The 14,450-nt window shown below is 61.5% G+C and carries 14 protein-coding genes and 1 pseudogene; 7 read left to right on the top strand and 8 right to left on the bottom strand.

Features of this window, described 5'->3' with window-relative positions; translation table 11 throughout:
• Positions 1-45 precede the first annotated feature (45 nt).
• Together ABCW43_RS13560 and ABCW43_RS13555 are read right to left on the bottom strand one after the other, a co-directional pair.
• Entirely contained in the window at positions 46-1,305 is a 1,260-nt protein-coding gene (locus tag ABCW43_RS13560) for a TCR/Tet family MFS transporter (RefSeq protein ID WP_345925154.1), read from the bottom strand.
• Positions 1,306-1,477: 172 nt separating this feature from the next.
• Entirely contained in the window at positions 1,478-1,684 is a 207-nt protein-coding gene (locus ABCW43_RS13555) for a hypothetical protein (RefSeq protein WP_345925152.1), read from the bottom strand.
• Between ABCW43_RS13555 and ABCW43_RS13550 the strand changes: the two genes are divergently transcribed.
• Together ABCW43_RS13550 and ABCW43_RS13545 are read left to right on the top strand one after the other, a co-directional pair.
• A complete protein-coding gene (locus ABCW43_RS13550) occupies positions 1,674-1,994 on the top strand; it encodes a YbhB/YbcL family Raf kinase inhibitor-like protein (RefSeq protein WP_345925150.1) in 321 nt (106 codons plus the stop codon). The two genes, ABCW43_RS13555 and ABCW43_RS13550, sit on opposite strands and share 11 nt — an antisense overlap.
• Positions 1,995-2,070: 76 nt before the next feature.
• Positions 2,071-2,550: a DUF2938 domain-containing protein gene (locus ABCW43_RS13545; RefSeq protein WP_345925148.1), complete on the top strand. Its 480-nt coding sequence runs from the start codon at positions 2,071-2,073 to the stop codon at positions 2,548-2,550.
• Here the strand turns inward: ABCW43_RS13545 and ABCW43_RS13540 are convergent.
• Positions 2,547-2,870 (bottom strand): ArsR/SmtB family transcription factor, encoded by a 324-nt coding sequence (locus ABCW43_RS13540; RefSeq protein WP_345925146.1) that lies wholly within the window; start codon positions 2,868-2,870, stop codon positions 2,547-2,549. The two genes, ABCW43_RS13545 and ABCW43_RS13540, sit on opposite strands and share 4 nt — an antisense overlap.
• 47 nt (positions 2,871-2,917) lie before the next feature.
• Here ABCW43_RS13540 and ABCW43_RS13535 point away from each other — a divergent pair, with 47 nt between their 5' ends.
• A complete protein-coding gene (locus ABCW43_RS13535; RefSeq protein ID WP_345925144.1) occupies positions 2,918-3,400 on the top strand; it encodes an SRPBCC family protein in 483 nt (160 codons plus the stop codon).
• A 169-nt stretch (positions 3,401-3,569) separates the two neighbouring features.
• Here ABCW43_RS13535 and ypfJ read toward each other — a convergent pair whose 3' ends face one another.
• The 3 genes from ypfJ to ABCW43_RS13520 form a co-directional block, all read right to left on the bottom strand.
• Positions 3,570-4,418, bottom strand: a complete 849-nt coding sequence (gene ypfJ, locus ABCW43_RS13530; protein ID WP_445738944.1) for a KPN_02809 family neutral zinc metallopeptidase — start codon at positions 4,416-4,418, stop codon at positions 3,570-3,572.
• A gap of 151 nt (positions 4,419-4,569) precedes the next feature.
• Positions 4,570-5,781 (bottom strand): MFS transporter, encoded by a 1,212-nt coding sequence (locus ABCW43_RS13525; protein WP_345925140.1) that lies wholly within the window; start codon positions 5,779-5,781, stop codon positions 4,570-4,572.
• 145 nt (positions 5,782-5,926) lie between these two features.
• Entirely contained in the window at positions 5,927-6,409 is a 483-nt protein-coding gene (locus ABCW43_RS13520) for a DUF2306 domain-containing protein (protein ID WP_345925138.1), read from the bottom strand.
• Between the two features lie 113 nt (positions 6,410-6,522).
• Between ABCW43_RS13520 and ABCW43_RS13515 the strand changes: the two genes are divergently transcribed.
• Positions 6,523-7,341: a LytTR family DNA-binding domain-containing protein gene (locus ABCW43_RS13515; RefSeq protein ID WP_345925136.1), complete on the top strand. Its 819-nt coding sequence runs from the start codon at positions 6,523-6,525 to the stop codon at positions 7,339-7,341.
• A gap of 236 nt (positions 7,342-7,577) precedes the next feature.
• Entirely contained in the window at positions 7,578-11,066 is a 3,489-nt protein-coding gene (gene carB / locus ABCW43_RS13510) for a carbamoyl-phosphate synthase large subunit (RefSeq protein ID WP_345925134.1), read from the top strand.
• A gap of 56 nt (positions 11,067-11,122) precedes the next feature.
• On the opposite strand, the gene ABCW43_RS13505 is transcribed toward carB, so the two are convergent.
• Positions 11,123-12,163 (bottom strand): endonuclease/exonuclease/phosphatase family protein, encoded by a 1,041-nt coding sequence (locus tag ABCW43_RS13505; protein ID WP_345925132.1) that lies wholly within the window; start codon positions 12,161-12,163, stop codon positions 11,123-11,125.
• 107 nt (positions 12,164-12,270) lie between these two features.
• Here ABCW43_RS13505 and ABCW43_RS13500 point away from each other — a divergent pair, with 107 nt between their 5' ends.
• Positions 12,271-13,479 (top strand): T6SS phospholipase effector Tle1-like catalytic domain-containing protein, encoded by a 1,209-nt coding sequence (locus tag ABCW43_RS13500; RefSeq protein WP_345925129.1) that lies wholly within the window; start codon positions 12,271-12,273, stop codon positions 13,477-13,479.
• Positions 13,480-13,584: 105 nt separating this feature from the next.
• Here ABCW43_RS13500 and ABCW43_RS13495 read toward each other — a convergent pair.
• Positions 13,585-13,725 (bottom strand): annotated as a pseudogene (locus ABCW43_RS13495) (putative DNA modification/repair radical SAM protein); the annotation flags it as partial.
• A 239-nt stretch (positions 13,726-13,964) separates the two neighbouring features.
• Between ABCW43_RS13495 and greA the strand changes: the two are divergent.
• Positions 13,965-14,441, top strand: coding sequence for a transcription elongation factor GreA (greA, locus tag ABCW43_RS13490; RefSeq protein ID WP_345925127.1), 477 nt, complete (start codon positions 13,965-13,967; stop codon positions 14,439-14,441).
• Positions 14,442-14,450: the final 9 nt, after the last annotated feature.

Raw genomic sequence — 14,450 nt, 5'->3', positions numbered from 1 at the left:
GCGGCAACACTTACAGGCGATTCAGCAGAATTTTTGGACGACTCTTCAAGAAATCTGATGCTCAAGCTCGGCTGCGAGCGGAACCCCAGCCGTTCTTCGTGAAATCCGGGCTAAAAACACCAAAATGGCACAGGCCATGAAAATCGCCGCCATCATGTATGGCGCCCCCGCGAACTCCATTGTTGCATTCCCTCCGGTAAACGCGCTGAACAGCTGCGTGAAGATCGCCGGCCCGACGATCGTCGTCAGGCTGGTGAGGCTCGTCATCGCGCCCTGCAGCTCCCCCTGGGCCGACGGCGGCACCTTCGCCGAGGCGATGCTGCGAAGTGCCGGGTCGGCGACGTTCTCGATCGTCGTGACAAGGATGACGGCATAGACGACCCACCCCTGCCACGCGAAGGCATAACCGGTAAGGCCGAGGCAGGAGAAACAAAGCCCGAGCACCGCGGTCCTCCACTCGCCGAGCACCGGCACCAGTTTCGGCAGGATGAACCCCATGACAAATGCGGCGCAGATGCCGAACAGTCCGAGCGAAAGGCCGATCTGCCCTTCGCTCCAACCGTAGCGATAGGCCGACACGAAGGACCAGACCGACGGATAGACCGCATGCGCCAGCCAGTAGAGGAACATCACCAGCATGACCCAGCCGACACCCGGATAGTGGCGCATCTGACGCAACGCCCCGAGCGGGTTGGCGCGCTTCAGCTCGAACTTGCGGCGGTTCGCCTTGTCGAGCGTTTCCGGCAACAGGAACCAGGAGGCTGCGAAATTGGCGAGCGACAGCAACCCGGCTCCCAGGAACGGCACGCGCGGCCCGAGCTCGCCGAGCAGCCCGCCGATCACGGGCCCGACCGTGAAACCGACGCCGAAGGCGATGCCGATCAGGCCAAAGTTCTTGGCGCGGTTATTGTCATTGCTGATGTCGGCAATGTAAGCCGAGCAGGTGGCGAAACTACCGCCGGAAATGCCGGCGAGCACCCGACCGACGAACAGCATCCAGAAGCTGGTGGCGGCCGCGCAGATCAGGTTGTCGAGCGCGAAGGTAAGGACTGAAGCCAGCAGGATCGGCCGCCGGCCGAAACGGTCGCTGAGATTGCCGAGCAACGGCGCAAACAGGAATTGCATGGCGGAATAGATGAGCAGCAACCAGCCACCATCGACCGCCGCCGCACTCAGGTCGTCGCCGGTCAGTTCACGCAGGAAGGCCGGCAGCACCGGCATGATGATCGCGATCCCGATGATATCGAGGAACAGGATCATGAAGACGAGGAAAAGGCCGCGGCGCACAAATTTCGGGTCGAGCATTAAAAATGTCTCTCTAGCAATGGTGTTTTCTGGAAAGACGATCAACTCGCCGGGTGCTTACATAACGGCAAAAGAAAACCGAAACAATCCGTGAACATTTCAAAATTTTTGATGAAAGGCACAACCGTTACACATCGGCCAGCCGGCTCCACGCCAGTTGGCTTCGAGAAAATCAACGAATGCACGCAATGGCGCCGGCGATGAAAAGCTCTGCCGCCTGCCCTTCCGCCATTTTTGCGCGATCTCCGTTGACAGCCGCAAGCAAACACATAGGCTGGCGTCCGGTTGTTTCGGTCATGATCGATTGGGGGATTATCATGCGCGGGTTGATTGCGATCGCATTCCTCTTGGCATCGGGTACCGCCGCGATGGCGGACATGAAGGTCTCCTTCGACTGGGGGCCGACGAAGAAATGTTTCGATTCGAAATCGCCGCCGATCTCGCTCTCGGGCGTACCCGCCGGCACCAAGACGCTCGATATCCGTATGAAGGATATGGACGTGCCGGATTATAACCACGGCGGCGGCAAGGTAGATTTTTCCGGCCAGAAATCGCTCGCCTACGGTGCCTTCAGCTATACCGGCCCTTGCCCACCGTCCGGCAAGCACAAATACCGCTTCACGGTGAAGGCACTCGATGCCGGCGGCAAGACGCTGGCGAGCGCCACCGCCGACAAGATGTTTCCTTAAGTCCGGAAGATCTCGACAGCCCGAACCGGAGCCCTTAGAGACTGGGTGACCTCCCTCTCTCCGGCAGACCTCACCCATGATCGAACTTCTCTTGCGCGGCATTCTCATCGGCCTCGGCGCGACCATCCTGATGGATCTCTGGGCGATCGTCCTGAACAAGGTCTTCGCCCAGCCCAAGGCAAACTGGGCGCCCGCCGGTCGCTGGTTCTGGCACCTGCGCCGCGCAAAGGTCTTTCACGACAGCATCGCGGCGGCTGAACCCTACGAACATGAGTTGGCGCTCGGCTGGGCCGGCCATTATGCCATTGGCCTTCTCTACGGGGTGATCCTCGCCCTGATCATGGGGCCGAACTGGTTCGCCGTCCCGACCTTCATTCCCGCCTGGATCTTCGGCATCGTCACCATCGGCGCCGGCTGGTTTCTGATGCAGCCGGGCCTCGGTCTTGGCTGGGCCGCTTCGAAAACGCCGAAGCCGAACAAGGTGCGTCTCCTCAACTTCGCCGCCCACACCGTTTTCGCGCTCGGGCTTTACGGCACCGCGCTGCTGATCCGCTAGTCTTCCAGATCCCGCCTCATCCGGTCGAGCATGTCGACCGCCCGCGCCGCATAGGCGCCGATCCAGCGGTCATGGATAGCCTTGATCGGCAGCGGATTGAGGTGGTTCCAACGCTCCCTGCCCTCACGCTTCACCAGCACGAGGTCGGCGCTTTCCAGAACCTTCAGATGCTGCATGACCGTGCAGCGGTCGAGGTTCGGAAAACGGGCGCAGAGATCGCCCGTCGTCTGCGGCCGATCCTTCAGTTCGTCCAGAATCTCCCTGCGAACCGGAGCCGCCAGGGCCTTGAAAATAAGGTCGTTTTTTTCGCCGCTTGACATGTTATATTTTTATAACATGATAGGGGGAGAAACAAGGGAGAAAGATCATGGAACTGAAATTCAAGGTATCCGGCCGAATTTCAAAACCGGTCGAGGAAGTGTTCGAGGCCGTCGCCGACCCGAAGAAACTGTCGGGTTATTTCACCACAGGCGGCGCCAAGGGACGGCTCGAACCCGGCGCGACGGTCACCTGGGATTTCCACGACTTTCCGGGCGCCTTCCCGGTCGACGTGGTCGAGGTGGAAAAGAACAGGAAGATCGTGCTGCGCTGGGATGCGACGGAGGGCAATGCCGCCGAACAAGGGCCGGAAAACGTCGTCCTCGCCGATTACAAGACGACGGTCACCATGACCTTCGAGCCGCTTGACGGAAACCGCACACTGGTGACGATCGCTGAGGAAGGTTGGCGGGAAACGAAGGGCGGGCTCGAAGCCTCCTATGGCAACTGCCAGGGTTGGTCGCAGATGCTCTGCGCCATGAAGGCCTATGTGGAATACGGCATCAACCTGCGCGAGGGGATGTATAAATAGGCCCTGGGGACCGCTCATCGTTGCTCGGGAGTTACGCTACTCCCGAAACCGGTAAACATCGAGGGGACGGAGCCAGATCGCCCCCTCTGCCCTGCCGGGCGGAGGGGGCATCCCGGCGATGCCCCCTCCATTGTCTCTCTAAAGGACAGCAAACGCCGAAGCCGGCCCCTTACACATTCCCCGAAAACGTATCGCAGGCCTTCATGTCGCCCGTGTCGAACCCGCGCTTGAACCAGCGCGCGCGCTGCGCCGACGTTCCGTGGTTGAAGCTTTCAGGCACGACATAACCCTTGCTGCGCTTCTGCAGCGTATCGTCGCCGATCTGCTGGGCGGCGTTCAGCGCCTCTTCGAGATCGCCGGTGTTGAGAATGCCCTTCTGCTGGGTGAACTTGCCCCAGACGCCGGCAAAGCAGTCGGCCTGCAGCTCGACGCGCACCGACATGCGGTTGGCGTCCGCCTCGCTCATCCGCTGGCGGGCCTGGTTGAACTTCGGCAGGATGCCGAGCAGGTTCTGCACGTGATGGCCGACCTCGTGGGCAATCACATAGGCCTCGGCAAAATCGCCGGCCGCGTCAAACCGCTGTTCGAGTTCCTTGAAGAAGTTGGTGTCGAGATAAAGCTTGTGATCACCGGGGCAATAGAACGGCCCGGTCGCGGAAGACGCAAATCCGCAGGCGGAGTTCACCTGGCCGGAAAACAGCACCAGCACCGGCTCCTGGTATTGCTGGCCGTTGGCCTGGAATATGCCGTTCCAGGTATCTTCCGTCTCGGCAAGCACGGTGCGCACGAACGCCGTCGTCTCATCGTTGGCGGGCGTGCCCTGGGTCGTCTGCTGCTGCTCGAAGCCCGAACCGTCCATGCCGAGCTCGCCGGAGAGCAGCGAAAGCGGGTTGATGCCGGTGATCCAGCAGATGATCAGGATAACGATGATGCCGCCGATGCCGAGCCCGCCCCCGCGTCGGCCACCACCGCCGACCGGAATGCGGAACCCGCCTCGGCCCATCGGGCTGCCGCCCATGGAAGCGCCACGCTGGTCCTCGACATTGTCGGATTGCCGCCGCCCTTTCCATTCCATGCCGTGCCCTCCTGTTCGACCGTACCTTCGGCCGATATAACGCTCACGGACGCAAAAGCGATCCGTCCCGCATCACATAGCCGAAGATTCCTCCTCAGGCGACCCGCAGAGCCTTTTTCCCCGGCAGGAAAACCGTCAGCAGCCCGAGCACTGGCAAGAAGGCGCAGACGTTGTAGACGAAGCCAATGCCGTACTTGTCGGCGAAGACGCCGAGTACCGCCGCCGCGATGCCGCCGATGCCAAAGGCGATCCCGAAGAAAATGCCGGCGATCATGCCGACCCGGCCCGGCACCAGTTCCTGCGCCATCACCACGATTGCCGGGAAAGAGGAAGCCATGATGAAGCCGATGATGCCCGAAAGCGCGATCGTCATCGGCAGGTTGGCAAACGGCATGGCGAGCGTGAAGGGCAGCACGCCGAGAATCGAGAACCAGATCACCACCTTGGAGCCATACCTGTCGCCGACCAGCCCGCCGATCACCGTGCCGAGCGCCACGGCGCCGAGGAAGATGAACAGCATGACCTGCGACTGCTGCACCGTCACCTGGAAGCGCTCGATGACGAAGAAGGTATAATAACTGCTGATCGAGGCCATGTAGGCATTCTTGGAGAATGTCAGGATGGTCAGCACGATGAGCGCGATGGCGACCGTGCGCCTTGAAAGGTCATGGGCCTTCAGCACGCGCTTGCGACCCTGGTTGGCAAGCATGTGCGCCTTGTACCAGCGCGCCACGCCCGCGAGCATGACGATGCCGACAAGCGCGCCGACCGAGACCCAGGCAACGCTGCCCTGCCCGTTCGGCACGATGATGAAGGCTGCAAGCAGCGGGCCGATCGACTGGCCGAAATTGCCGCCGACCTGGAAGACCGACTGCGCCATCCCGTAGCGTCCACCCGATGCCAGCCGCGCGACACGCGATGATTCCGGATGGAAGACGGCCGAACCGATGCCGATCAGCGACGCGGAAATGACCAGCACCACATACGAATGCGCGTTCGCCAGCATGAACAGGCCGATGAAGGTCGAGCCCATGCCGACCGGCAGCGAATAGGGGAAAGGCTTCTTGTCGGTGATGATGCCGATCACCGGCTGCAGCAGCGAGGCCGTGCACTGGAAGGCGAGCGTCAGGATGCCGATCTGCCAGAAGTCCAACGCATAATCCGTCTTCAGCATCGGATAGATCGCCGAAATCATCGACTGCATAATGTCGTTGATCATGTGGCAGAAGCTGACCGCCAGGATGATCGGCAGGATCGTCACTTCGGCTGAAGTTACGGAAACGGGCTTGGACGTTGCATCGGCCATGGAATTTCCTCCGCGCAAGCGGTCGTCATCGCGGATGGCCGTTGCTGCAAGTTTCTTGAGCGCAGCTCTAGCCCCGTAAGCCGGGCCTGTCCATGACAGCATGGCGCCGAACGGTACGCTTTTGAGGAAATTCTTGATGTAATGATCAAGGCTGGCGCCTCGCCAGCCGGCGCTGCAGAAACAGCGTTCCGGCAATGCCGAGCAGCGTCACGATCAGGATCCAGCTCGGGCCGCCGGAGAAGACGACCGCGTTCATGATCCGCCCCGGGATCACCGTGAACAGGCCGGCGATCCCGATACCGCCGAAATACATGCCGATGACGGCCGCCTTGTGTGCCCGGATATTATGGGCGCGGGCAGCACTGATTGCCCGCCACACCGCGACGAGCACGAAAACCGACAGGAGATGGATCGGGCTGAAACCGTAGACGAGGTTGAGCTCGTGGATGAAGAAGCTGGAGAGCGAGCTGATCACCATCAGCGCCATCCAGATCTTGCCGAGCAGGCGATGTACCGGAGTTCCCTTGCGATTGAGCAGAATATAGGCACCGAGCACGGAGGCCGGCAGGACGGCCGCGACATGGATCTGGACGGCAAGCGGGGCATCGAGGAGCGGCTGAAGGTTCATGAGAAATACCTGTCGAAAGCATCGAGAAACCGTGAGGCGATTGAATTAGCCGCCTGTTTCCGCCATGACTCGTCCATCCTCCACCGGAATGGCGCAGACGACGGATAAATTTCGTGAATCACCCGTTTTTGAGCTCCACGCTTCGTGAATTGCAGCTCTTCACCCGCTCCTGGCGCTTCTGGACGACGTTTACGCTCGTCGTTCTGATCTTCGTCGTCACCGGCCCCTACGGCACGTTCGAGCGCATGACCCTCGGCGTCCGGTTCGGCTACTGGCTGACCGTCCATGCCGTCACCTGGACGATCGCCATCTGTTTCGCGCTGATGGCCGAAATCCTGCTGCGCCCGCATCTCAACCACACGCTCGCCCGCATGATGATCGGTTCGCTGGCCGCGGCCCTGCCGATCGGCTTCGCCCTCGGCGTCATCGATTTCGCGTTCTTCGGCCACTGGACCAACGTGGGCAACGGTTTTCACCGGGCGCTGTTCGCGCTGCCGCTTTGCGCCCTCTTCTGTCTTCTGACCTACACGGCCATGCACCGTCAGATCGCCGAGGTTTCCGCCCCGCCCGCGCTTGTACCGGCGCCGACAGCCTCGCCCTCATCCGAACCCGAAATCCTAGCCCGCCTGAAACCCCAAAACCGCGGCGCACTCCTGCGGCTTTCGGTCGAGGATCATTATACCGACGTGGTCACCAGCCGCGGCCACGAACTGGTCCTTCTGCGTTTCGCCGACGCCCTGAAGGAACTTGGGGCCACGCCCGGCCTGCAGGTGCACCGCTCCCACTGGGTGGCCGATACCCATGTCGACAGGTTGAAACGCGACGGCGGCAGGCTTGTGCTGATCATGAAGGACGGCACGGAAATCCCGGTGAGCCGGACCTATGCCGATGCGGTGCGCGCGCGTTTCGACGAGCTTCCAGCTAGGGCATGATCGGTACGACGGACAGTACCGCGGGAACGCCAGCGGTGAACTCGTCGAAAAGCCGGCTTCGTTGGCAAGCCACGCCGAACGCTTTTCCTGTCGATTTGGCGATTTATGGGGTTCCGTTCCCCAGAACATTTGCCTATAAGCCGCGTCTAGCCTGAAAAGACATGCGCGCGCGACCCGACCGGTGGTATTCCACGCCGTGCCGGTTTTCTGCGCAGGAAAAAAGCGGAAAGATACCCATGCCCAAGCGCCAAGATTTGAAATCGATCCTCATAATCGGCGCGGGTCCGATCGTCATCGGCCAGGCATGCGAGTTCGATTATTCCGGCACCCAGGCCTGCAAGGCGCTGAAGGAAGAAGGCTACCGGGTCATCCTGGTCAATTCCAACCCGGCGACGATCATGACCGACCCGGGCCTTGCCGACGCCACTTACGTCGAGCCGATCACCCCCGAAGTCGTCGCCAAGATCATCGCCAAGGAACGCCCGGACGCGCTGCTGCCGACCATGGGCGGCCAGACGGCGCTAAATACCGCTCTCTCCCTGAAGCGCATGGGCGTGCTCGACCGCTATAATGTCGAGATGATCGGCGCCAAGCCGGCCGCCATCGACATGGCCGAAGACCGCGCCCTCTTCCGCGAGGCGATGTCCCGCATCGGGCTCGAAACCCCGAAGTCGATGCTGGCCAATGCCACCGACATCAAGGATGCCGACCGAAAGACCCATGAGATCGAGCGCAACCGGGTCAAGGAAAGCCTGACGGGTGCCGAACTCGACAGGGCACTCGATGCGCTCGAAAACCAGTGGAACCTCGGCGAGACCGACCGCAAGCAGCGCTACATCAGCCACGCCATGGCGATCGCCGCCCAGGCGATCGACGTGGTCGGCCTGCCCGCCATCATTCGCCCGTCCTTCACCATGGGCGGCACCGGCGGCGGCATTGCCTACAACCGCTCGGAATTCTTCGAGATCGTCGGTGGCGGCCTTGATGCCTCGCCGACCACCGAAGTGCTGATCGAGGAGTCGGTGCTCGGCTGGAAGGAATACGAGATGGAGGTGATCCGCGACAAGGCGGACAACTGCATCATCATCTGCTCGATCGAGAACATCGATCCGATGGGTGTCCACACCGGCGATTCGATCACCGTCGCGCCGGCGCTGACGCTGACCGACAAGGAATACCAGATGATGCGCAACGCCTCGATCGCGGTGCTGCGCGAGATCGGTGTCGAGACCGGCGGTTCGAACGTGCAGTTCGCCGTCAACCCGAAGGACGGCCGCCTCGTCGTCATCGAAATGAACCCGCGCGTCTCGCGCTCGTCGGCGCTCGCATCGAAGGCCACCGGCTTCCCGATCGCCAAGGTCGCCGCCAAGCTCGCCATCGGCTACACGCTCGACGAACTCGACAATGACATCACCGGCGGCGCGACGCCCGCCTCGTTCGAACCGTCGATCGACTACGTCGTGACGAAAATCCCGCGTTTCGCCTTCGAAAAATTCCCGGGCGCCTCGCCGGTGCTGACGACCGCGATGAAGTCGGTCGGCGAAGTGATGGCGATCGGCCGCACCTTCGCGGAATCGCTGCAGAAGGCGCTGCGCGGCCTCGAAACCGGTTTGACCGGCCTCGATGAGATCGAGATCCCCGGCTTCGAGGACGGCGAGAATTCCAGAAACGCCATCCGCGCCGCGATCGGCACGCCGACTCCGGACCGCCTGCGCATGGTTGCCCAGGCGCTGCGCCTCGGCCTCACCGAAGGCGAGGTTCACGAGGCCTGCAAGATCGACCCCTGGTTCATCGCGCAATTGAAGGCCATTACTGACATGGAAGCCCGCATTCGCGAGCACGGCCTGCCGGAAGACGCCGAGAACCTGCGCATGCTGAAAGCCATGGGCTTTTCCGATGCCCGCCTTGCCAGCCTGACCTCCAAGCGCCCCAAGGAAGTGGCCGAGCTCCGTAACAGCCTCAATGTCCGCCCGGTCTTCAAGCGCATCGATACCTGCGCTGCCGAATTCGCCTCGCCGACCGCCTACATGTACTCGACCTACGAGACGCCTTTCGTCGGCAGCCTCCGTTCGGAAGCCGAAGTCTCGGCTGCCAAGAAGGTCGTCATCCTCGGCGGCGGTCCGAACCGCATCGGCCAGGGCATCGAGTTCGACTATTGCTGCTGCCATGCCGCCTTCGCGCTGAAGGATGCCGGCTATGAAGCGATCATGATCAACTGCAACCCGGAAACCGTCTCCACCGACTACGACACGTCGGACCGGCTCTATTTCGAGCCGCTGACGGCCGAAGACGTGATCGAGATCCTGCGCGCCGAGCAGGAGAAGGGCGAAGTGGTCGGCGTCATCGTCCAGTTCGGCGGCCAGACGCCGCTGAAGCTTGCCGAAGCGCTCGAAAAGAATGGCATCCCGATTCTCGGCACCGCGCCCGACATGATCGACCTTGCCGAAGACCGCGACCGCTTCCAGAAGCTTCTGATGAAGCTCGACCTCAACCAACCGAACAACGGCATCGCCTATTCGGTCGAGCAGGCCCGCCTGGTCGCCGCCGAAATCGGCTTCCCGCTGGTCGTTCGCCCGTCCTACGTGCTCGGCGGCCGCGCCATGCAGATCATCCACTCGGAATCGATGCTGCAGACCTACCTGCTCGACACCGTGCCGGGCCTCGTGCCGGAAGATATCAAGCAGCGTTACCCGAACGACAAGACCGGCCAGATCAACACCCTGCTCGGCAAGAACCCGCTGCTGTTCGACAGCTACCTGAGCAATGCGATCGAAGTCGATGTCGATTGCGTCTGCGACGGCACCGACGTCTATGTCGCCGGCATCATGGAACATATCGAGGAAGCCGGCATCCATTCGGGCGATAGCGCCTGCTCGCTGCCGCCGCGCACCCTCTCGCCGGAAATGATCGACGAACTGGAACGCCAGGCCAAGGCGATGGCCAAGGCCCTGCATGTCGTTGGCCTGATGAATGTGCAGTTCGCCATCAAGGACGGCACCGTCTACGTGCTCGAAGTCAACCCGCGCGCCTCGCGCACCGTGCCCTTCGTCGCAAAGACCATCGGCGCGCCGATCGCCAAGATCGCCGCCCGTGTCATGGCCGGCGAAAAGCTCGACGCGACGTTTGCCGCCTACGGCACCAAGCCCGATCCGCGCAACCTGAAGCATATCGCCGTCAAGGAAGCCGTCTTCCCGTTCGCCCGCTTCCCCGGCGTCGACATCCTGCTCGGCCCGGAAATGCGCTCGACCGGTGAAGTCATCGGCCTCGACACGGATTTCGCGCTCGCCTTCGCCAAGTCGCAGCTCGGTGCCAGTGTCGAACTGCCGCGCGACGGCACGGTGTTCGTCTCCGTGCGCGACGAGGACAAGGCCCGCGTGCTCCCGGCGATCCGCATCCTGACCGATATCGGCTTCAAGGTTCTGGCGACCAGCGGCACTGCCCGCTTCCTCGCCGAACAGGGCATTGTCTCGACCCGCATCAACAAGGTGCTGGAAGGCCGCCCGCATATCGAGGATGCGATCCGCAACCGCCAGGTCCAGCTCGTCATCAACACCACGGACGGCAACAAGGCGATCTCGGACTCCAAATCGCTCCGCCGCGCCACGCTGATGCAGAAAGTGCCTTATTACACCACCATGGCCGGCGCCGAAGCCGCTGCCATGGCGATCAAGGCATTGAAAGCCGGCAATCTCGAAGTCCGCCCGCTGCAGAGCTACTTCGCCTGAAACTGACGGCGCGGCCGAAGAAACGCCTTCGGCCGCCGCGCTTCGCGTCCACGTCTTTAAGCATCGCGCCCATTTATGGTGACGATGACCGGTGCATGGTCGGAGGCAATCCCCTTCGGCGTCCCGTCCCGGAAATGATCGTCGAAGACCTCCACCTTGGTCACCGCGCCGCGCCGGCGCGGATTGTTCGGATTGAGCCCGTTGGAAACGATCGCATAGTCGAGGATCGAGCCATGGCCCGAACTGCTATGGGTGATCGGCCGGCCCTGGAGTTGGGTCGGCACGAGGGGCCAGGTGTCGTAGAGCTTGTAGACATGTTTGAGGAATGCGAATTCCGGCGGAATGCCGTTGCCCGGAATGCTGCCCCAGGAAAACACCCGTTCGCCCTGGGTCAGAATGCCGATCGTGTGCGAATCCGGCCCCTCGTTGAGGTCGCCGAGCAGCAGGACCGGCGCATCGTTGTCGCGGTCGATGGCGCGGCGGAAGAGCCGGTAGACGACACCGGCTTCCGCTGCCCGCTTGGCGACCTGGTCCACGCCGGCGGCGTTGCGGAGCAAATAGTAGGTCTTGATCTTCTCTGCCCAGTCTTCGATCGGATCGACATCGCGCGGATCGACGAAAGCGCCCTGTGATTTCAGGTGGCAGACATAGATGTCCAACCCGCCGATCCCGGCCAGGTCGATGCGCGCCGCGACCGGCGTACGCGAGAACCTGAAACCGGGATCGACGACCGTATCGACGTCGATATCGGCAACACCGATCAGGTCGCCGACCTCCGCGAAAGGATGACGCGAGGCGATCGCCACCGTGGCGTTCACGTAGATCGCACTGTCCTCAGCGTCGAAAATCGGCGCGCCGGCATTGTAGAAATGCGGATAGCCGGCAGCGGCAACCAGGTCTTTCAGCGCCTCGAATGAAACCACTTCCTGGAAGCCGATCACATCTGCATTCATCTGCGCCAGCATGTCCGAAATCCAGGCCTGTTTGGCCTGCCACTGCTCGGGCGTGTAAGTCGATTTCGGATCCCGCTCATGCCAGAAAATGCCTGGTGCGGCGAAGTGATAGAGATTGAAAGTCGCGAATCTGAAATCGGCCATGCCTGCCTCCCGCAAAATGGTAAGTACCGAGATTGATGCACCTACTTAAAATTGTAAACATGACACGGTGATGATAGTCTGAGGGCTGGATCATCCGGGGGGAAGCCATGTCAAAGAATATCGTCATTCTGTTCGACGGCACATCGAATGAAATATCCGCCGACCGCACGAATGTCCTGCGGCTGTTCGGCTGCCTGAAGCGGTCGGACGAGCAGATCGTCTATTACGACCCCGGTGTCGGCACCTTCGGTGCTGCAAACTCCTGGTCGCGATTCTATCGCAAGGCCTTCGAAGTCTGGGGGCTGGCCACCGGCTGGGGTTTGGACGAGAACGTCAAGGAAGCCTATCGTTTCCTGGTCGAAAACTATGAGCGCGGCCCCAAGAACGTCGAGGGCCGGCATGCGGATCGGGACCGCATCTATATATTCGGCTTCAGCCGCGGCGCCTATTCGGCGCGTGTCCTTGCCGGCTTCATCCACGCCTTCGGGCTGACCACCAAATATCACCTGAACCTGCTGGACTACGCCTACAAGACCTACAAGGGTATTCCCGAGCAGGAACAGCGCAGCGAAGATGCGATCGAGGATGAAGACGCATCCTCGGCATTCGCCAGCATGCGCCTCTACGAGCGAATGCTGCGCAACGACCGTCCGCCGATCGCGCTCCTCGGCCTTTTCGATACGGTGGCGTCGGTCATCGAATCGGGCAAATGGCGCCCGCAATTGAAGACCCACCCGTTCACCCGCAAGAATCCGAGCGTCGAATGCGTGCGCCATGCCGTGGCGATCGACGAGCGTCGCACCATGTTCCGGCCGGAACTCTGGACGCCGGATCAGGATTATTGGGGCGGCCCGTTCAAGCCGAAAACCGTCGCGAAACAGGACTTCAAGGAAGTGTGGTTTTCCGGCGTGCATGGCGATATCGGCGGAGGTTACCCGGAGGCGGAAAGCGGCCAGATCAAGCTCCCGCTCGACTGGATGATCCGCGAGACCGGGTCGACCGGCCTCATCTACGTCACGCGCACCATCAACAATATCGTGCTCGGCAAGAACGCCAACAAATACGTCCCGCCGGATCCCAAAGCCCAGCTGCACGACTCGATGACGAAGGGCTGGAAAATCCTCGAATACATTCCGCGACGGGTCCCGGAGAGCTCATGGCGCAAACGGGGCGATCGCACGGGCCTGTATTTTCCGCTCGAAGACCGGCGCCTCATTCCGGACGGGGCGAAGCTTCACGACTCGGTCAAGACCCGGCTGGATGCCGGCACCTACAACCCGCCCAACCTGCCGAAAGAGCCGACTTTCGTCCCTTGAGCCGCCTTAATCATTCTCTCCGCTCACGCCGCCAAGCGCTTGATCCAGCGCGCCATGCCCGGCCGCACCCTCCGCCAGCGGGGCAGTTCCTTGACGCGCACGAAGGCAGATGCCCGAACCTTCCGTCGAGTCGAGCCCGCCCGTCGCGGACAAGTCCCGCTTCATGGTCCCGCTGGAGGCACAGGACGCATCGTGTTTGGCGGCGTCCGAAAGGATCGCCAAGCGTTCTTTCAGCGATTTCTTCATTAGCATGTTCTCTATATGTTCTCTTTCTGCCTGTCAAGTCATTGACAAACGGTGCCGCTTACAATCTCATGTGGAAGGAGGGGCACACCGACAAGGTTTCGAAATTCCTAGCGCTCGCTGTCGAAATTCTGTTATAGTGACCTACATTCTGATTTTACGATGGTTCCGAAGTTTTGCTCCGGAACCTGTTTCTTTTTGTGTCCGCGGCATCCGCGGGCATGCGCCTGAAGGACAAGGAAATGGTTGAAAAGGTACCGATGACGCAGAGCGGTTTTTCCAAACTGCAGGAAGAGCTGCGCTGGCGCCAGCAGGAGGAGCGTCCCCGTATCATCGAGGCAATCGCGGAAGCGCGCGCCCATGGCGACCTTTCGGAAAACGCCGAGTACCATGCTGCCAAGGAGGCCCAGAGCCACAACGAAGGCCGTATCACGGAACTCGAAGACCTGACCGCGCGCGCCGAAGTCATCGATCTGTCCAAGATGTCCGGCGCCAAGATCAAGTTCGGCGCGACCGTGAAACTCATCGACGAGGATACGGAGGAAGAAAAGGTCTACCAGATCGTCGGCGACCAGGAAGCCGATGTGAAGGCTGGCCGTATCTCAATCTCTTCGCCGATCGCGCGTGCGATGATCGGCAAGGAAAAGGGCGACTCGATCGAAGTTGTCGCCCCCGGCGGCTCCAAGGCCTACGAAATCCTCGCCATTTCCTGGGGCTGATAAGCCCGT

The sequence above is a fragment of the Neorhizobium tunisiense genome (assembly GCF_039631515.1).
In the GTDB taxonomy this organism is placed as follows: Bacteria; Pseudomonadota; Alphaproteobacteria; order Rhizobiales; family Rhizobiaceae; genus Neorhizobium.
This window is presented reverse-complemented; position numbering and strand designations above follow the sequence as displayed.